Here is an 18,976-nt window from a genome sequence, read left to right as displayed (position 1 = left end):
GTTTTTACAGCGTAAAAGTTATGTAAGAAGTTCAATATCACGTTGGTATCGCGATAAATTACTCATATGATGAAAGGACATTTGCTTAGCATGGGTTTTCCTAATGAAGTTAGTTCCAAATATGTTAGCGACATCTCTTACTCTGACTGCAGCTCTGAGTGTTATCAGTTTTCCATCATGGGCTGAAGTGACCAGCTTTCCTCATCTTTCAACGACCGGTTACGGTGAAGTCGTTGCCAAGCCAGATATGGCGACTTTCTCTGTCAAGGTAGTTGAATCAACCATGACAGCTGAGCAAGCAAAAGGCACGGTGGACAGAGTGGTTAGCGGGTTTCTGAATAAGCTAGAAGAAGCGGGCATCGATAAAACCAGTATTCAAAGCTCTAACCTATATCTTGCGCCTCAGTATCACTATCCGAAAGAGGGCAAGCCAGAACTCGTGGGTTATCGAGCATCGCGTAATATCACGGTGCAGGTTGAAGATTTAGCAAACTTAAATCGCTATTTGGACATTGCGTTAAGCGAAGGAATCAATCAGGTAGACAACATTCAGCTACAGGTGCGAGACCAAGCCAAGTATCAAGAAATGGCTCGCCTCAAAGCGATTAAAGATGCGCAGAGTAAGGCTAAGTCTTTAGCTGATGGTTTTGATAAAGAACTCGGTAATGTGTGGCGTATTGATTACAACGCACAGTACGCACAACCGGTTTTGATGCGCTCTATGGCTATGGATTCAAGAACAGAATCTAACTCATATCAAGATTCTACAATCACGATTCGCGATCGTGTTGATGTGATCTATCAGCTTGAAGAGTAATTGGATCATCATGATCTAATTGCCTACAGTAGGCCAAATACTCAAAAGGCTCTCGAAATGAGAGCCTTTTTTGTTGTGCGCCGAGCATGGTGTCAACCTAGGAGGTGAAAGTCCTCTACGCGCCTTGTCGAGCAGGAAGCGTTAGCCTATGCAAGGGTGTCCATCGTGAGGTGGAATCTGAAGGAAGCAAATGGCAAAACATAGCTTTGACGAACAGAAATCTGATAGTAGGCATAATCAACTTGGGTAACCTAGCAACAGATAGAATAGCCCAAAGTCTCGAACAGAAGTGTGATTATGTAAATCAGGCAGAGCTATGGGAAAGGGTGACATCTTACCTCGGGAGGTCTTATCAATTGTCCGCGAGACTAGGCTAGCAGTGATGCTAGACGAAGATTGATAAGAAGTCAGCAGAGGGCATAGTACCTACAATGTGGGGAAGGCCTGAACCAAGGTTTTAAGGCTACAGTTAACAGATTCTCAGTGTGTATGGAGTCTCAGTCAAAAGTAGAACCCCTACAACTCCGCTAATAATGATGGTGAAGTCGGAAACGGATCTGTTGCTAGCGAAGAGAGACAAGCCACATTGGCGTTAAAGTTAAATAGTGGACTTAAGCTAACGTAAGTTAGTCTACCTTGGAACCGCCGTATGCGATACACGCTTGTACGGTGGTGTGAGAGGACGGAGGCCGTGAGGCCTCCTCCTACTCGATTTTCAGTATCGAACTTAATGCTTAGTGAAGCAGACGAGCGCGAATCGTACCTTCAATCTCTTTCAGCTTCAGCAGTGCTTCTTCAGAGCGATCCGCTTCGACATCAATCACTACGTAACCCATGTCGGCTGCCGTTTGTAGGTACTGACCTGCAATGTTAATGCCTTCTTCAGCGAAGATGGTGTTGATTTGAGTCAGGATACCTGGGCGGTTCTCGTGGATGTGCAGTAGGCGTGATGTACCTGTATGCAGCGGTAGGGATACCTCTGGGAAGTTAACACTTGATAGTGTTGAACCGTTATCTGAGTACTTCGCCAGTTTACCCGCTACTTCTACACCGATGTTCTCTTGCGCTTCCTGTGTAGAACCACCTACGTGCGGTGTTAGGATAACATTGTCGAACTGCATTAATGGTGACTCAAATGGGTCAGCATTGGTTTTCGGTTCTGTTGGGAATACATCAATCGCTGCACCACCTAAGTGACCAGAATCAAGCGCACCGCATAGTGCTGGGATATCTACAACCGTGCCACGCGCCGCGTTGATAAAGATAGCGCCCGGCTTCATGCGGTCAAACTCTTCTTTACCCATCATGTTCTTGGTTTCGTTGGTTTCAGGAACATGCAGAGAAATTACATCACACTTATTTAAAAGCTCAGTCATGGTATGAACTTGCGTTGCGTTACCTAGCGACAGCTTGTTCTCGATGTCGTAGAAGTAAACGCGCATACCTAAGTTTTCAGCAATGATACCCAACTGAGTACCGATGTGACCGTAACCTATGATGCCTAAGCGTTTACCACGCGCTTCGTAAGAGTTGTCTGCACTCTTTTTCCAAATACCACGGTGTGCAAGTGCGTTCTTCTCTGGAATGCCACGAAGAAGTAGAAGTACCTGACCTAATACCAGCTCAGCAACACTACGCGTGTTTGAGAAAGGTGCGTTAAACACAGGGACACCGCGCTTAGCTGCAGCGTCTAGGTCAACTTGGTTAGTACCGATACAGAAACAGCCGATTGCAACCAGCTTTTCTGCAGCGTCGATCACTTCTTGGGATAGATTAGTACGAGAACGGATACCGATAAAGTGCGCATCTTTAACTGCTTCTAGTAGCTCTTCTTCAGGTAGGGAGCCTTTATGGTATTCAATATTGGTATAACCGGCGGCTTGTAGTACTTCAACTGAAGAAGGGTGAAGCCCCTCTAACAGCAGAATTTTAATCTTATCTTTTTCCAGTGAAACTTTGGCCATTGTTCTCGTCCTTTAAAATGGAAAGGTTGGGCAAATGCGGCGCACGTGCTACAAAATGGCTTAAGGGGATAAAACTAACCATTTTGTTAGGAGACAAACGTTTTCCCTGTGCGTCTTCTGAACAATAAAGTAACAAAAAAAAAATGATTTGGGTAAGAAAATTACGGAATAAGCCATAATTTTACAGACGCTAAGCAAAAAAAACGGTGCCCTTAGGCACCGTATGTAATGAAGTAACAGAAAGTAGCACTATTACTGGTTTGTTATTCTTCGATTTTTGCGCCTTCAGGGGTACCTGTAATGACAACATCAGCACCACGGTGAGCAAATAGACCAACAGTTACAACACCAGCAATACCGTTAATGATGTCTTCCATCTGTTTTGGATTTTCAATCGCCATGCCGTGCACGTCTAAGATCACGTTGCCGTTATCTGTGATACAGCCTTCACGGTAAACCGGGTCACCACCTAGTTTTACAAGCTCGCGCGCTACATAAGAGCGAGCCATTGGGATAACTTCTACTGGCAGTGGGAATTTGCCAAGTACGTCAACGGCTTTAGTACCATCAACAATACAAACAAATTTTTCAGAGATTGCAGCAACAATCTTTTCACGAGTAAGAGCCGCGCCGCCGCCTTTAATCATGTCACGAGTTGGGTTGATTTCGTCCGCGCCATCAACGTAGATGTCGAGTTTCGCAACGTCGTTACACTCATACACTTTGATTTCTAGTTCTTCTAGACGTTGTGTAGATGCTACAGAGCTAGAAACGGCACCTTTAATCTTGTCTTTCATTGTGCCTAGTGCGTCGATGAAGTGATTTACTGTAGAGCCAGTACCAACACCCACAATGCTGCCTTCTTCAACATACTGAAGTGCTGCCCAACCAGCCGCTTTTTTCATTTCATCTTGAGTCATGCCAATCTCCTGAATAGGTCGTGCTTTTTTTTGGATAAATAGAGCGTACGTGTAAGTTAACGTTTGCGGGGCGGATTATAGCGCTTTAGTCACCAATTTCCCATTGCCAAGTTTTACTCGGAGTCACGATTTTAGGTAACGGGATGTCCCAGTTTTCGGTAGGTAGCTGCTCAACGTTCTGACAATCATGAGCAAGCCCGATGGGTGTTGCTCCAACGCCAGTTTTGAACCAAGGTGCTAACGTGCGGTCGTAGTAGCCACCGCCCATGCCTAAGCGGTGGCCATAGGAATCAAAGCCAACCAGTGGTGTAAAGATAATATCGAGCTCACGCACGGGTTTAACCTGAGTTTGGTCGAGCTTGGGTTCCACAATGCCATATTTATTGTGCACCGTTGGTGTATCCGCCGCGTAGCGCAAGAATAGGAGATGTCCTTCCGAAAAAGGGTGTAGCACTGGGAGGTAGACTTCTTTGCCTTGTGACCATAGCCATTCGATCAGCGGCTGTGTATCAAGCTCACCGTCGGTAGATATATAGAGGGCGATATGTTGTGCTTTATGGATATCGTTTAAGGTTGAACAACGTTCAACGAGATCTAACCCAGCTTGCTGCTGTTCAAGAGTAGAGAGTGCTTTACGTTTCTGTCGGATGAGAGTGCGAAACTCGTTACGAGTGAGCGTCTTCATAAGAAGGGATACCCCAAAGTGCCGTTGAGAATAGATGGCCCTTGAACCAGCGAGTTCAAGGCGGATCAGCAATGATTACCGTAGGCTTCTCGGTACGGGCCGAGCATGCTCAATAGTACTCAAGTACTAACCCTTAGGGATTGCTTATCGGCTCGGGGACGTGAATCCTCTGACAAACACTCCAGGGTAAATTTGTGTACGCTATTGCTGTCCGTGCTTAACCTTACTGAGTACATCTGAAAGCGATGCAGTGAGCTTTTCCATGCGCTCGGTCAGTGCGTTTTGTTCGTCGTTAGCTTCGAACTTTTTCGTCTGTAGCTCATAACAGATGTTAAGAGCTGCGATCGTTAGTAGCTTAACTTCATTGGTTACCTTAGTACGTTCAGCCATCTCTTTCAATCGATTATCAAGATCGGCCGCCGCTGCAATTAATGACTCTTCTTGCCCTGCAGGACAATTAACTCGAGTCAATTTACCTAATATTTCAACGTCTACCGCTTGATTACTCATGATGGATGAACTCTTTAACGCGCTATTCTAAGGCCGTTGCCCTTTGTCATTATGAGAAAGAAAAAGTGCCAGCACCGATGAGGAAGCTAACTCCTCTGAGGAGGAAACTATAGGTAAACCGCTATTAAGATTCAAGCTTTTCAGGGTGACTGTTTGTAAATGAGAGCTTGAGCACACAGTAATTCAGCAAATTGAACATTTGGTAGTCACTCTTGCTGCAATTGCTAAGGATCTTCGCTTACTAGAATTGGGGTGAAGTGGTACGATTAATAGATTGATATAAAGAACAACTGAGCGAGTTATCTGATGAGCGAAACTACTTTACCTGACTACCTAACGGTTGCAACTGAATTGCAATCAGCAAGCCTTGCTGTAACGCCTGCAGAAATGCATGGCCTACTAACAGGGATGCTGAGCGGTGGGTTAAGCCTTGCAGATAAAAGCTGGCAGCCATTGATTTTTGATTACACCAACGACGGAATGGGTTGGCCGGATCGTGCACTAACATTGGCAGAAGCAACGCTGAAAGTGACCACCAGCGAAATTACGGGTTCAGGTATGGAGCTTTCTATGCTGCTTCCGGACGAAGACGCGAGTGCTAGCCTGTTTGATCTGGCGGATGGTGTATCAGATTGGATTAATCACTTTATCTCAGGTTTAGGCTTGGTCGGTGCACAACTGAACAAAGCGTCAGATGAGACCAAAGAAGCATTGGCTGATCTAGAAGAGATGGCAAAGTTAGGCATCGATGAAGACGACGACCTAGACGAGCAAGCACAGCTACTTGAGCAGGTTATTGAACATGTTAAGGCATGTGCATTAACCATTCATGCGGAGTTCGGTGCTCGCCCATCAGAAGATAGCGCACCAACCATTCATTAATTGTTTCGAGTTTAGAGGTCACCATGGCTCAATTTGATGTGGTAATTGCTGGTGGAGCAATGGCAGGCGCAACACTTGCTTTAGCCCTAAACCAGTTAAGTCAACGCTCTTTATCGATAGCTGTGGTTGAACCGTATCAGGTTGACCATAGTGCTCACCCTGGGTTTGATTCTCGCTCTATCGCACTCTCTTACGGAACGGTGCAGATTTTAGAGTCTCTCCAACTGTGGTCATCGATCTTACCGGTAGCGACGGCGATCAAAGATATTCATGTCTCAGACCGCGGTCATGCAGGGATGACGGATATCTTCAGCGAACAGCTCGCAGTGGATGCCCTAGGCTACGTGGTGGAACTTGCTGATGTTGGGCGTATCTACCAAGAGAAACTTGAGGCTGAAAGCAATATCACTCTGTTTTGTCCATCCTCGGCGAGTGAGATTACTCGCCATCTTGAGCATACGGATATTGAACTGAGTTGCGGCGAGACGATTTCCACTAAGTTGTTGGTGGCAGCTGATGGTGCCATCTCGACTTGCTGTGAGCGTTTAGGTATTACTCTGAACGAACACGACTTTGGTCAGGTTGCCGTTATCGCAAATATTGTCGCGAACGCACCGCATGCTGGACGTGCATTTGAGCGCTTTACTGAGCATGGCCCAGTCGCGTTATTACCGATGACTAATAACCGTTTGTCTTTAGTTTGGTGCCTGTCACCAGAACAAGCTGAGAAAGTCATGGCGTTAGATGACACCGCTTTCCTTGAGCAACTGCAAGACGCCTTTGGTTGGCGCCTAGGCAAGTTGGAAAAAGTGGGGCAGAGAGCGAGTTACCCACTGATTTTACGTCATCGACAACAGAACATCTCCCATCGATTTGCGATTGTTGGCAACGCCGCACAAACCTTACACCCGATTGCGGGGCAAGGATTTAACCTTGGCATTCGCGATGTTGCGTCGCTCGCGGAAGAGGTGTGTGAGCAGCTGGATGACGCAGGTCACTACGCAGGATTAACACGCTTTAGAAAACGTCGAGAGTCGGATCGTGAAACCACGATTACACTTACTTCAGGTCTGGTTCACCTGTTTTCAAATGACTGGTCAGCTACACGCTTAGGTCGTAATCTCGGATTGGCAGCAATGGATAACATCTCACCCCTTAAAGGCCCTTTATTGCGTCATACGTTAGGTTTGGTTGAGAGATAAGGTAGAAAATAATGATGCAAAGTGTTGATATCGCTATTGTTGGCGGTGGCATGGTTGGATTGGCATTAGCCGCAGCCCTTAAAGACAGTGATCTAAGAATTGCTGTGATTGAAGGCAAAGCGCCGAGCGAAGGATTGAATGAACTGCCGGATGTTCGTGTGTCGGCATTGAGCCGTTCAAGTGAAGTGATATTGCGTAATCTAGGCGCATGGCGCGGTATTGAACAGCGACGTGCTGCACCTTATCAAGCAATGGAAGTGTGGGAGCAAGACAGCTTCGCACGCATCGAGTTTGATTCTACTCGTCTGGCGCAGCCAAACCTTGGCCATATTGTAGAGAACCGAGTGATACAACTGGCACTGCTTGAACAAGTGAAGAAGCAGGACAATGTGAGCTTGTATATGCCCGCCACATGTCAATCTTTGGCTATTGGTGAAAGCGAAGCTTGGCTGACTTTAGACAATGGTCAGGCATTGACGGCTAAATTGGTTGTTGGCGCTGACGGTGCAAACTCATGGGTTCGCAGACAGCAAGATATCCCACTCACACATTGGGACTATGGGCACAGTGCGATAGTCGCTAACATTCGCACGGAATTTGCGCATGACAGTGTTGCGCGTCAGATCTTTACACCGCAAGGCCCCTTGGCATTTTTGCCAATGCAGTCACCGAATATGAGCTCAATCGTATGGTCAACCGAGCCAAATCGTGCCGAGAAGTTGGTATCGATGTCTGAACAAGAGTTCAACAAGCACCTGACAACAGAGTTTGATGCCAAGCTTGGTCTATGCAGCGTAGTCGGTGAGCGCTTTGCCTTCCCATTACGTATGCGTTATGCGCGTGATTTTGCCGTTGAGCGTGTGGCTTTGGTTGGTGATGCCGCCCACACGATTCATCCATTAGCAGGCCAAGGCGTGAATCTTGGTTTGCTTGACGCTGCGAGTCTAGCGCAAGAGTTGATCAAGCTGTGGCAAGCGGGTGAAGACATCGGAACCAAGCGTAATCTGCGCAGTTACGAACGCTGGCGTAAAGCTGAAGCGGCCAAAATGATTGCTTCTATGCAGGGCTTTAAAGACCTGTTTGAAGGAGACAACCCAGCTAAGAAACTAATTCGTGGTTTAGGGATGAAACTCGCTGGACAGCTGCCAGGTGCGAAAGATGAAATCATGAAACGTGCGCTAGGTTTAACCGGCAATCTACCGGAGCTTGCTAAACGACCAGTCAGCACTAATTAATAATTTAGGCTTTGAGAAACGCAAAAGGGTTGGCAGTGCCAACCCTTTTCTGTATTCAGTCGATAACTATAGTGATCAAGCGTAAGCGCACCTTAGCTTCATAATTTCATTGTTTATCTCTTTGACGGTATCAAAATGGCGCTTTTCCGCCCTCTCTGGCAAAACCAGTTTACCGTTATCAAACTCAAATTTCCCGACGCCGTAAATGTAGATTCGTCCTTTAAAAAGTCGACTTACATGTTTAGCAATCATACCGGGTGTATAGCGCTTAAACAGTCTCATTTTTTCTTATCCTTATCTTTACCTAGCCTGCATATTATAGAAAATCTCCGAGGGAATAATTGTGATAAGCATGGAGTAATATGCAGTAGAGTTGTCTCTTAATAGATATTTGTGCTGCACTAATCAGATTTACTAGCAAATATCGTTTTTATCGTGAGCTTCTCCTCAAAATTGGTGAGTTTAGTGAACGGCCTGCCGACTTTTCTGTCTGGGCTTTAGGCTGCTCACCGTAAGCAAGGTTAAGAATAGGCGTAAATTTTTTATTTGTGTAATAAAAGTGTAAATTTTTCTGAATAAAAAAAAGCCCGTTCATAAACGGGCGAATAGTCACAGATGCATTACACAAAAGTGGATGACTGACATTACTCAGTGGATTCACTTTGACTGGTTAGTTATCGCTTTGATTAAAACCCAACCAGTGAATGTAGACTACCCTAGAAAAGCTCCTGTGACTAGTTATGCTTTAATTTTGACTAAATATATTTTCTGGTCGGTCTGGTAAATATGATAAAAGCCGCAATTATTATGAAAACTCTTACATCAAACCTAGTAAAATTGTGAGGAAGATCGAATTGATATAGAGGTTACTTGCAGATCTCTGCTTCAATCGGCGCACATAGACTCATAAGATCGTTGAGATCAAGGGCGATCCCAGCCATTCGCTCACCAGAGCTGATTGTCACAATTTTATTCTGTTGAAGAGATCGATCAAAAATGATCGGTATATAGCGCTTGAGTGCTAATGGGCCAACACAGCCGACTTTAAAGCCTGTAACCGATTCAACATCTTGTTGAGATACACAAGTCATTCGGCGGCAGTTAAGCACGGCTCGAACTTTTTTTGGGTCAATCGATTTATCACCCGGTGCACATGCCAACGCGTATTGGTTGCCCATGTCTCGTAGCAGAATACATTTGACCATTTGTGAAGGCTCAATACCTCGAGCCTGCGCTGTCTCTTCAATGGAAGTGGTTTCTTTGTCTTGCAATAGCAGGCGGTACGCCACCTGCTGTTGATCTAACCAATCTGTAATTACCGTTTTCAAAGGGAATTACTCTTCTTCCAAGCTATAAGGTAGCGGTTGGATGGTCCATTTGTGATCTGGTTGTTCGGCAAGGCGCAGTTCAACATCATCATCTAAGTTATTTGGCAGAACAATTAGACCAATGGCTGTGTTGTCAGAGAATTGGTAGACGTTCAGAAGACGGCCGGCACCACGCCAGTTTTCACCCACACTGCGCTCGAGTTCAATCGCTGAATCTAACGTAAGTGGTTGTTCGGTTGTACCAGAAACAATGCGCATCTCTCGCTTGTTCATGCCACGGTATTTCGCGCGTGCCACGGTCTCTTGGCCTGTGTAACAGCCTTTGCTAAAGCTGATACCGCCAATCGCTTGTAGGTTCAATGCCTGCGGGATGTGTTCATTCTGCTCTGCTGCTGACAGCTTTGGTTGAGCATCCATGATCTCAAAGTATTGCCATAGCGTTTCGGACACTTTTTCAATAGAGCTACCTTCAACTAAAGCTTGTGCCGCATCTGGAGTCACAAGTAGCGCCCAGCGAGAATCCGCTACTTTTACTGCGCTGCCGCCCTCGATCGCACGTACATTGCCACGATCTTCAGAAAGAGTATCGATAAAGCTATCGGCTTGCGCACCCATGATGCCAAGGACAACATCCTCCGTCTGCTCAATAGTTACTTTTGAGAATACCGCGTATTTCTTGATTTCCTGTAGCTCAACCTCAATCGCTGATTGAGGTTGGAGTAGGGCGTAGCCATCATTGTGGTGGAATAGGCGGAAAATACTCCACACTTTACCCTTCGCATCACAGTGTGCGCCTAGCGTTGACTCGTCACTCGCTAGCTGTACGACATCGCACGTTACTTGGCCTTGCAGGTACGACTTTTTGTCATCGCCCACCATAGTAATCGCACCCCAGTCAGAGATGTGTGTCATCATCACTCCTGGAAGTGTGTCGTTGTGCGTGTGATTAAGTGGTTGAAACGTGTTTTTCCAATCCATTTTGCCTTTCCTGAGAAATTTGATTTGTGTCTATGTTAATCCGGTTCGTTTTTTTTGTCAGCTTAGGTTTTTTTGTGAGCTGAGATAGGGACTGAGACGACTGTGCTAGTTGCAGCGCTTATGAGTTGTTACACTCGAAGAGAGAAAAATAATAGGTGAGGATAACCAATGTACACTGCAGAGCAGAAAGCACGAATTAAATGGGGCTGCCGTCGCGGTATGTTAGAGCTTGATGTAGTCATCATGCCCTTTTTTGAGGAATGTTTTGACTCATTGCAAGAGCAGGAGCAACGTGATTTTGTTTCACTACTAGAGTGTGATGATCCCGATCTGTTTACATGGGTGATGGGGCACGGTCGCAGTGAAAACCTAGGTCACGCGTCAATGGTCGACAAAATTGTTGCACACAACCTCAGCAAGGTTCGTTAAGCTCAAGCTTAGCCCTTCGTATTACGCATTATTCGCAAAAGGCGCCACTCTGTGGTGCCTTTTGGTTTTTATTATCACATCAAATATCCCTCTTGTAGCCACTCTTTACGTTTTTGTTCTTCTGTACTTGTTGATACGCGATAATAAAATTGGCTGGCCAATAGCGACAGGTGAGATCGAGCTTAGACCTAACCACGAAATCATAGTTAATGGGGAGAAGCGCGTTTTTCAATCGAGCGATACTATTTTCCGTTCTCTGTTCGTGATGCTGAAGTTCAGTGAAGGTGAGCCTGTCATCCTATGGCGCGACAGCTGTCTTGAAGCGGATTATCGTTACTTATTGGTGTGGCTCAAAAGTAAAAAGGGAGCATCATGCTCCCTCTAAGTCGTATTGCTTGTATAAATTGTATTGCTTTTACGCTTTAGTTTTTGTTCGGTGTCAGAATCGTTGGACCGCTGTCTTCAGCCAGTTCTGGGTAGTCCAGTGTATAGTGCAGGCCGCGACTCTCTTTACGTTGCATCGCACAGCGCACCATTAGCTCAGCAACTTGCAACAAGTTACGCAGCTCTAGTAGGTTATTTGATACCTTAAAGTGGCTGTAGTACTCGTGAGTCTCTTGTTGCAACATCTGAATACGGCGCATAGCACGTTCAAGACGCTTATCAGTGCGCACGATACCCATGTAGTCCCACATGAACAGACGCAGTTCATGCCAGTTGTGTTGGATAATTACCTCTTCGTCACTGTTGGTCACTTGGCTCTCATCCCAAGCAGGCAGTGCTGCACACAATTGAGATTGGTCGAGGTTCTCTACAATATGTTTCGCTGCGGACCAAGCGTAAACGACACACTCTAGCAGTGAGTTTGATGCCATGCGGTTCGCTCCGTGAAGGCCGGTGTAGCTTACTTCACCAATCGCGTAGAGGTTTTGCAGGTCGGTTTGACCATTCTTGTTCACCATCACTCCACCGCAGGTGTAATGCGCGGCAGGAACAATTGGAATCGGCTCTTTGGTCATGTCGATACCCAGATCCATCAAGCGCGTGTGAATCATTGGGAAGTGCGCAGTAATGAACTCTTCAGGCTTGTGGCTGATGTCGACGTACATGCAGTCAGCACCAAGACGCTTCATCTCAAAGTCGATAGCGCGAGCCACCACATCACGAGGGGCTAATTCACCACGTTCGTCGAAGTCTTTCATAAAGCGAGTGCCGTCAGGGCGGCGTAGGTATGCCCCCTCACCACGAAGAGCTTCAGTTAACAAGAAGTTACGAGCTTCAGGGTGGAATAGACAAGTCGGGTGGAACTGGTTGAACTCAAGGTTCGCAACGCGACAACCGGCACGCCAAGCGATCGCAATACCGTCACCAGAAGAGACGTCTGGGTTGGATGTGTATTGGTAAACTTTAGAGGCACCACCAGTAGCAAGTACCACGAATTTCGCGCGAACGGTTTCCACTTGCTCTTGGTTACGGTTCCATATGTAGGCTCCGATAACTTTATCTTTCGAGCCACCGATTTTATCTTCAGTGATCAAGTCGAGAGCATTATGGCGCTCGAAGATCTCAATATTCGGGTGGTTGTTAACATTGTCCTGCAGAGAAGTTTGCATTGCCATGCCGGTTGCATCTGCCGCGTGAAGGATACGTCGGTGGCTGTGGCCGCCTTCACGAGTCAGGTGATATTTAGGCTGACCTTCAGTGCTGTTTTCGTCTTTGTCGAAAGGCACACCGCCATCAATTAGCCACTGCACGCACTCTTTAGCATTCTCAGCAATGAATTGAACAGTGTCTTCTTCACATAACCCAGCGCCAGCAATTTGCGTATCTTCAACGTGCGACTCAATGCTGTCCGATTCGTCAAATACTGCCGCGATACCACCTTGTGCGTAGTACGTCGATCCTTCACTACGTGGTCCTTTGCTTAATACGATTACTTTTGCATGTTCAGCGACGCGTAAGGCTAATGACAAGCCAGCAGCACCACTCCCCACCACTAATACATCACACTGATGTTCACGGTTTGCGTTCATAAAACTTTTTAAATCCCGGGCTATAGTCGAGTTGTCCACTCTAAATTGACGTTGTCTTGTTTTAGGAGGGCTTTAACGACTGTTATACTCAGTCTCAATGAGTCCTGAAAGACAATGCAGAATCAAGATATAGACAGCTATCTAGAAATATTTAATTGCTCAATACCATTGCTTTTGCTTAAGTTTCCCCAAATTGATAGGGGTAGCTATTTTTATTACATCACATTGTGAAACAATAATGGCAAATAATTTTAAGAAAGTTGGAACTTTCCTTTTTTGACCTAGTCACAATAGTGCTCATGTAGACAGTGGTGTCAATACTACATTTCGCATAATTAGTACCCATATCTGAGAAGGTAAGGGGGATAACAATAGGAGTACCCGCTCGAATGAACGAGCAGCTAACCGATCAAGTGTTGATTGAGCGAGTTCAGAGTGGAGATAAGCAAGCATTTAACCTGTTAGTGGTTAAGTATCAAAACAAAGTTTGCAACCTTATCTCTCGCTACGTGAATAATTCCGGTGATGTGGCTGATGTGGCACAGGAAGCGTTTATAAAGGCTTACCGCGCGATACCAAATTTTAGAGGCGAGAGTGCCTTCTACACATGGTTGTACCGAATTGCCGTGAACACAGCAAAAAATCACATAGTTGCACAGAGCCGTAGGCCACCCGCAACCGATGTCGATGCAGATGATGCAGAATATTTTGAAACTGGCAGCGCACTGAAAGAAATTTCGAACCCTGAGAACTTAACGCTGTCGAAAGAATTGAAAGAAGTGGTTTTCGGAGCGATTGAAGCGCTACCGGAAGACTTGAAAACTGCAATGACCTTACGCGAACTTGAAGGCTTAAGTTACGAAGAGATTGCAGAAGTAATGGATTGCCCTGTAGGAACCGTACGTTCGCGTATTTTCCGTGCTCGTGAAGCGGTGGAAAAGAAAATTAAACCTCTTTTGCAGCGCTAAAACTTGTAATAATTATGGTGAAAATAATGGCTGATAAAGAAAAGCTTTCGGCACTCATGGATGGTGAAACGATCGATAAAGCTCTGATTGCAGAGTTGGAGTCCGATCAAGAAAGCAAGGATACCTGGCAGAGTTACCATTTAATCGGTGATGTCATGCGAGGCGATGCGCCAGAAACGCTAGAGTGGAACATTGCGGATAGTGTTGCTGCGGCGCTTGAGAATGAGCCTGCGCACAACAAACTCAACAATGTGCATTCATTGCGCCCAGAGCAGACACAAACTGTTGCTCCACAAGTGCAAGAAGAACAACCTAAACCTCAACAAGCAAAACGCCAGATGCCAGCTTGGCTGCAGCAGTTTGGTCAAGTTGCCGTTGCGGCTTGTGTGTCGTTGGCGGTTATTTTGGGTGTTCAACAGTATGGTGGTAGCGATCCAGCCGCACCTGAAGCAGAACAACTGCCTGTACTGCAAACTATTCCGTTTGCCGGTTCGGTAGAGCCAGTAAGCCTAACTCGTGAATCTGTTGAGAAACCTGTAACAGATGCTAACTTGCAAGAGCAGCGCAAGCGCGTACACGCTATGTTGCAAGATTACGAGTTGCAATTGAGATTAAACAACGACGCGTCGACTGAAAATGAGTCGCGTCTAGAATCGGATATTGAATGAAGAAATTCCTGGTCAGTGCTCTGACACTGTTCAGCTTGATCTCTCCAAGCGCCTTTGCAGAAGAGCCCTCTGCAAAGGCCTTATTGCATCAAATGAACGAGGCCAGTCAGCATTTAAATTACGAACTTTCCTACATACTGATCAAAAAGAGCAGTATTGAGCCGCTCTTGTATCGTCATGCCGTAAGTGACGAGCAACAACTCGCTCACCTTGTCTACCTAAGTGGCCCCGTACGCGAAGTTATTCGACGCGGCAATGAAGTCAGCTACATCGAACCAGGTACTGAACCTTTTACGATTGAGTCTGGCAACATGGTTGCGCCAGTGATTCCGATGTTGAATAACGACATTGATATCCTGAACGAGTATTACGACTTTGTGAAGGTAGGGCGTGCGCGTGAAGCCGGTACAACAACGCAAGTGTTGCGTGTCGTGCCAAAAGATGGCCTGCGTTACTCCTATGTTCTTTGGGTCGATGAGAACACTAATCTGCCTCTACGAGCGGATTTGCTCGACCGAGATGGTGAAATCCTAGAGCAGTACCGTACGATTTCTTATGTGGTTAACGACAAAATTGCAGAAGCGATGGCAGGGTTGAACAACGCCCAGCTGCCGAAAGTGCTCTCATTGCCTGATGGCGCGGTTGGAGAAAGCGATTGGCGCGTCTCTTGGATTCCTGATGGTTTTGAAGCGAAAGAGCTCAACCGCTATTCAATGGCGACAACCAATAAGATGGTTGAAAGCCAGATGTTTAGTGATGGGCTATTTAGTTTCTCGGTTTATATCTCAGACAGAGATGAACACTCTCTGAAAGGTCAGCTTGTGCGTCAAGGCCGTCGTACTTTGCATAGCTTAGTGAATGGTGATAACGAAATATCTGTAGTCGGAGATATTCCTCCTGCAACCGCGCAGCGTATCGCACAGTCTGTGAAGTTTGCTGCCAATCAAGGTACAGGCCAATGATGACTGCATTGGCTACCGTGAGCGCTGTAGAGAAACAGGGCGCTCACTATCACGTGCAATTAAGCTGCGAGCAACAGACCAGTTGCAGCAGCTGTTCGTCACAAAAGAGTTGCGGCACTGGTATTGTGACCAAGGCCGTTGGCAACAAATCCCTTTTCTGGCAACTAACCACTAAAAACCTTGTGAAAGCTGGGCAAATTGTCGAGATAGGTTTTCCTGAGAGAAGTCTGCTGGAATCGGCGGCTTTGGTTTATCTAGTTCCACTGTTTATGATGATGCTAGGTGCTGCTTTTGGTCAGCTGTTATTAGCGCCTTTACTTGGCGTCGGAGAGGGCGCAGTTATTCTGTCTGCTGCTATATTTACAGCTGGTGGTATTGCCCTTGCAAAACGTTTAGCTAAACCAATGGAAGATAAATCGAAGCAGCAAGTGGTGTTGATTCGAATCCTTGGTGAGCCGCTTGTCTAATTTATGATGCGTATTGCGGTTAAATTGGGTAGAATCTGCCAACTTGATTGAAATGCCGCCACCGCAGTCTATGAAACGCGGTCGATGCGCGGCTTTCTTACCGTCCTAATTTAAAGAGTTTGTCACACCAAATTATGAAGCACATTCGTAACTTTTCGATTATCGCCCACATCGACCATGGTAAGTCGACCCTATCTGACCGTCTAATCCAAGTTTGTGGAGGATTAAGCGATCGTGAAATGGCTGCGCAAGTCCTTGATTCGATGGATCTGGAGCGTGAACGTGGCATCACTATCAAATCTCAGAGTGTGACTCTTAACTACACTGCTAAAGATGGTGAAACTTATCAATTAAACTTCATCGATACTCCAGGACACGTTGACTTCGCATACGAAGTATCTCGTTCTCTAGCCGCTTGTGAAGGTGCGCTACTGGTTGTCGATGCGGGTCAGGGTGTAGAAGCTCAGACACTAGCAAACTGTTACACAGCGATCGAAATGGATCTGGAAGTTGTGCCAATCTTAAACAAGATTGATCTTCCTGCGGCAGATCCAGAGCGCGTATCTGAAGAGATCGAAGAGATCGTTGGTATCGACGCGATGGAAGCGACTCGCTGTTCTGCGAAAACCGGTATCGGTGTTGACGATGTACTAGAAAACATTGTTTCAGCGATCCCTGCGCCAGAAGGCGATCCAGATGCGCCGCTACAAGCACTTATTATTGACTCTTGGTTCGATAACTACCTTGGCGTTGTATCGCTGGTACGTATCAAGAACGGTTCTCTAAGAAAGAACGACAAGATCAAAGTAATGAGTACTGGTCAAGTTTGGGGTGTAGACCGTCTAGGTATTTTCACACCAAAACAGGTTGATACTGAAGTTCTGCAAACTGGCGAAGTAGGCTGGGTTGTATGTGGTATTAAAGACATCCTTGGTGCACCAGTTGGTGATACGCTGACACTGGCTAAGAACGGCTGTGAAAAAGCGCTACCGGGCTTTAAGAAAGTAAAACCACAGGTATACGCAGGTCTATTCCCAGTATCATCTGACGACTACGAAAACTTCCGTGATGCACTAGGTAAGCTAAGCCTGAACGATGCGTCACTGTTTTACGAGCCAGAAAACTCTGCAGCTCTAGGTTTCGGTTTCCGTTGTGGCTTCCTTGGTATGCTTCACATGGAGATCATCCAAGAGCGTCTAGAGCGTGAATACGACCTAGACCTGATTACAACCGCACCAACGGTAGTTTACGAAGTTGAGAAAACTGACGGCACGCTACTTTACGTAGATAGCCCAGCGAAGCTTCCAGCTATTAACGATATCGATGAGATTCGTGAGCCAATTGCACGTTGTAATATCCTAGTACCATCGGATTACCTAGGTAACGTAATTACACTGTGTGTTGAGAAGCGTGGTGTGCAGGTTGATATGATCTATCACGGTAACCAAGTAGCGGTTGTTTACGATATTCCTATGGCTGAAGTGGTACTGGACTTCTTTGACCGTCTGAAATCAACATCTCGTGGCTACGCGTCACTGGATTACAACTTCCAACGCTTTGAAGCGTCTAGCATGGTTCGCGTAGACGTTCTTCTAAACGGTGACACTGTTGATGCACTAGCAATGATTACTCACAAAGATCAGTCTCAGACTCGTGGTCGTCAGCTAGTTGAGAAGATGAAAGAGTTCATCCCTCGTCAGATGTTTGATATCGCAATTCAAGCGGCTATCGGTAACCACATCATCGCTCGTTCAACCGTTAAGCAACTGCGTAAGAACGTTATCGCGAAGTGCTACGGTGGTGACGTGAGTCGTAAGAAGAAGCTTCTGAAGAAACAGAAAGAAGGTAAGAAGCGTATGAAGCAGATCGGTAACGTAGAGCTGCCTCAAGAAGCGTTCTTAGCAATTCTTCACGTTGGCAAAGACTAGGCTTATCCAACGATAAACGAATAATTGAAAGTGAAAGGGTAGCTCGCTATTCTTTCACTTTCGTTATTTTTAAAGAAATGAAATTTAAGGGATATAAATGGCTAATACATTTTCGCTTATTTTAGTGATCGTAACCTTAGTGACTGGCGTTGTATGGGCGTTAGAGAAGTTTGTTTGGGCTAAGAAGCGCCAACTGAAACTGGCTAGCGTTACCGCTCAAACTAACGGTTTAGATGCTGAAACCAGTGCAAAAGTGACGGCTCAGCCTTGGTGGGTTGAAAATAGCGTATCCATTTTCCCTGTAATTGCATTTGTTTTGGTGCTGCGTTCATTTATCTATGAACCGTTCCAAATCCCATCAGGCTCAATGATGCCAACCCTACTTGTAGGTGACTTTATCCTAGTTGAGAAATACGCTTACGGTCTAAAAGACCCAGTATGGCGCACTCAATTGGTAGAAACAGGCAAGCCTGAGCGTGGTGACTCAATCGTATTCAAATACCCGCCACAGCCAAACATTGACTACATTAAACGTGTGGTTGGCCTGCCGGGAGATATGATTCGTTACAACAGTAATAAAGAGCTATGTATTCAAACCAAAGGCACACAAGGATGTAAACCTGTGAAGCTGAGTAACGTTGAAGAGAGCCAATTTATTCAAGATGGTGTGCCTCTGATCCAACTCAATGAGAAGTTGGGTGACGTTGAGCACCAAGTTTTAGTTAACCCACTGCGTCGTGACCGTGTGCAATCGTACCAGCCTCGTCCAGGTGTTAACGAGTGGGTCGTTCCAGAAGGCCAGTACTTTGTAATGGGTGATAACCGTGACAATAGTGCAGACAGCCGTTACTGGGGCTTTGTCCCTGAAGAAAACCTAGTAGGTAAAGCGGTTGCGATTTGGATCAGCTTTGAATTTGAGCGCAGCTCAGACAGTGTTTTACCTTCTTGGATCCCAACTGGTGTGCGTTTCAACCGCATCGGTGGTATTAATTAATCGATC

General features: G+C 46.1%; 20 protein-coding genes and 1 other RNA gene. 12 read left to right on the top strand and 9 right to left on the bottom strand.

All coding sequences use genetic code 11. From position 1 onward, the window contains the following. The first annotated feature begins 103 nt into the window (after window positions 1–103). Window positions 104–817 carry an oxidative stress defense protein gene (locus AC6I7V_RS11655; RefSeq protein WP_255229890.1) on the top strand — a complete coding sequence of 238 codons (714 nt, stop codon included), beginning with the start codon at window positions 104–106 and terminating at the stop codon, window positions 815–817. A gap of 734 nt (window positions 818–1,551) precedes the next feature. Here AC6I7V_RS11655 and serA read toward each other — a convergent pair. From serA to zapA, 5 genes are all read right to left on the bottom strand, one after another. Further along, window positions 1,552–2,781 (bottom strand): phosphoglycerate dehydrogenase, encoded by a 1,230-nt coding sequence (gene serA / locus AC6I7V_RS11650; protein ID WP_032549826.1) that lies wholly within the window; start codon window positions 2,779–2,781, stop codon window positions 1,552–1,554. 263 nt (window positions 2,782–3,044) lie between these two features. Next, window positions 3,045–3,701, bottom strand: a complete 657-nt coding sequence (gene rpiA / locus AC6I7V_RS11645; protein ID WP_032549825.1) for a ribose-5-phosphate isomerase RpiA — start codon at window positions 3,699–3,701, stop codon at window positions 3,045–3,047. Between the two features lie 85 nt (window positions 3,702–3,786). After that, on the bottom strand, window positions 3,787–4,386 hold the full coding sequence (locus tag AC6I7V_RS11640; RefSeq protein ID WP_498010925.1) for a 5-formyltetrahydrofolate cyclo-ligase: 600 nt from the start codon (window positions 4,384–4,386) through the stop codon (window positions 3,787–3,789). Window positions 4,387–4,392: 6 nt separating this feature from the next. Then, window positions 4,393–4,577, bottom strand: a non-coding RNA gene (gene ssrS / locus AC6I7V_RS11635) — 6S RNA. A 10-nt stretch (window positions 4,578–4,587) separates the two neighbouring features. Continuing rightward, entirely contained in the window at window positions 4,588–4,896 is a 309-nt protein-coding gene (zapA, locus tag AC6I7V_RS11630; protein ID WP_032549823.1) for a cell division protein ZapA, read from the bottom strand. Between the two features lie 306 nt (window positions 4,897–5,202). On the opposite strand from zapA, the gene AC6I7V_RS11625 reads away from it, so the two are divergent. Genes AC6I7V_RS11625 through AC6I7V_RS11615 form a run of 3 tightly spaced genes read left to right on the top strand, consistent with a single transcriptional unit; the run spans window position 5,203 to window position 8,215 of the window. Next, a complete protein-coding gene (locus AC6I7V_RS11625; RefSeq protein WP_032549822.1) occupies window positions 5,203–5,778 on the top strand; it encodes a YecA/YgfB family protein in 576 nt (191 codons plus the stop codon). Between the two features lie 23 nt (window positions 5,779–5,801). Then, entirely contained in the window at window positions 5,802–6,980 is a 1,179-nt protein-coding gene (gene ubiH / locus AC6I7V_RS11620; protein WP_498010924.1) for a 2-octaprenyl-6-methoxyphenyl hydroxylase, read from the top strand. Between the two features lie 11 nt (window positions 6,981–6,991). Then, window positions 6,992–8,215, top strand: a complete 1,224-nt coding sequence (locus AC6I7V_RS11615; RefSeq protein WP_498010923.1) for an FAD-dependent 2-octaprenylphenol hydroxylase — start codon at window positions 6,992–6,994, stop codon at window positions 8,213–8,215. 75 nt (window positions 8,216–8,290) lie between these two features. On the opposite strand, the gene AC6I7V_RS11610 is transcribed toward AC6I7V_RS11615, so the two are convergent. The 3 genes from AC6I7V_RS11610 to ygfZ form a co-directional block, all read right to left on the bottom strand. Then, window positions 8,291–8,497, bottom strand: coding sequence for a DUF1107 domain-containing protein (locus AC6I7V_RS11610; RefSeq protein WP_032549819.1), 207 nt, complete (start codon window positions 8,495–8,497; stop codon window positions 8,291–8,293). 584 nt (window positions 8,498–9,081) lie between these two features. Beyond that, the gene (locus AC6I7V_RS11605) at window positions 9,082–9,543 is read right to left on the bottom strand and encodes an aminoacyl-tRNA deacylase (RefSeq protein ID WP_498010922.1); all 462 of its coding nucleotides are present in this window, start codon (window positions 9,541–9,543) and stop codon (window positions 9,082–9,084) included. A gap of 6 nt (window positions 9,544–9,549) precedes the next feature. Next, window positions 9,550–10,521, bottom strand: coding sequence for a tRNA-modifying protein YgfZ (gene ygfZ / locus AC6I7V_RS11600; RefSeq protein ID WP_261882094.1), 972 nt, complete (start codon window positions 10,519–10,521; stop codon window positions 9,550–9,552). A 168-nt stretch (window positions 10,522–10,689) separates the two neighbouring features. Between ygfZ and AC6I7V_RS11595 the strand changes: the two genes are divergently transcribed. Both AC6I7V_RS11595 and AC6I7V_RS11590 read left to right on the top strand, forming a co-directional pair. Then, the gene (locus AC6I7V_RS11595) at window positions 10,690–10,950 is read left to right on the top strand and encodes an FAD assembly factor SdhE (RefSeq protein WP_032549815.1); all 261 of its coding nucleotides are present in this window, start codon (window positions 10,690–10,692) and stop codon (window positions 10,948–10,950) included. Beyond that, window positions 10,919–11,335 (top strand): protein YgfX, encoded by a 417-nt coding sequence (locus AC6I7V_RS11590; protein ID WP_498010921.1) that lies wholly within the window; start codon window positions 10,919–10,921, stop codon window positions 11,333–11,335. Before AC6I7V_RS11595 ends, AC6I7V_RS11590 begins: the two co-directional genes overlap by 32 nt. A 37-nt stretch (window positions 11,336–11,372) precedes the next feature. Here AC6I7V_RS11590 and nadB read toward each other — a convergent pair whose 3' ends face one another. Further along, entirely contained in the window at window positions 11,373–12,983 is a 1,611-nt protein-coding gene (gene nadB, locus AC6I7V_RS11585; protein ID WP_255229897.1) for an L-aspartate oxidase, read from the bottom strand. A 389-nt stretch (window positions 12,984–13,372) separates the two neighbouring features. Between nadB and rpoE the strand changes: the two genes are divergently transcribed. The 6 genes from rpoE to lepB all read left to right on the top strand — a co-directional run bounded on the left by rpoE (window position 13,373) and on the right by lepB (window position 18,970). Beyond that, window positions 13,373–13,951, top strand: coding sequence for an RNA polymerase sigma factor RpoE (gene rpoE / locus AC6I7V_RS11580; RefSeq protein WP_032549813.1), 579 nt, complete (start codon window positions 13,373–13,375; stop codon window positions 13,949–13,951). 26 nt (window positions 13,952–13,977) lie between these two features. Then, a complete protein-coding gene (locus tag AC6I7V_RS11575) occupies window positions 13,978–14,619 on the top strand; it encodes an RseA family anti-sigma factor (RefSeq protein ID WP_498010920.1) in 642 nt (213 codons plus the stop codon). Continuing rightward, entirely contained in the window at window positions 14,616–15,581 is a 966-nt protein-coding gene (gene rseB / locus AC6I7V_RS11570; protein WP_255229898.1) for a sigma-E factor regulatory protein RseB, read from the top strand. Before AC6I7V_RS11575 ends, rseB begins: the two co-directional genes overlap by 4 nt. Then, entirely contained in the window at window positions 15,578–16,048 is a 471-nt protein-coding gene (locus tag AC6I7V_RS11565; protein WP_032549809.1) for a SoxR reducing system RseC family protein, read from the top strand. The genes rseB and AC6I7V_RS11565 overlap by 4 nt, the downstream gene beginning before the upstream one ends. Before the next feature lie 134 nt (window positions 16,049–16,182). Next, on the top strand, window positions 16,183–17,976 hold the full coding sequence (gene lepA / locus AC6I7V_RS11560) for a translation elongation factor 4 (protein WP_255231793.1): 1,794 nt from the start codon (window positions 16,183–16,185) through the stop codon (window positions 17,974–17,976). A 97-nt stretch (window positions 17,977–18,073) separates the two neighbouring features. Then, window positions 18,074–18,970, top strand: coding sequence for a signal peptidase I (lepB, locus tag AC6I7V_RS11555; RefSeq protein WP_032549806.1), 897 nt, complete (start codon window positions 18,074–18,076; stop codon window positions 18,968–18,970). The last annotated feature ends 6 nt before the right edge of the window (window positions 18,971–18,976 follow it).

The sequence above is a fragment of the Vibrio sp. KUL70 genome (assembly GCF_059725515.1).
This window is presented reverse-complemented; position numbering and strand designations above follow the sequence as displayed.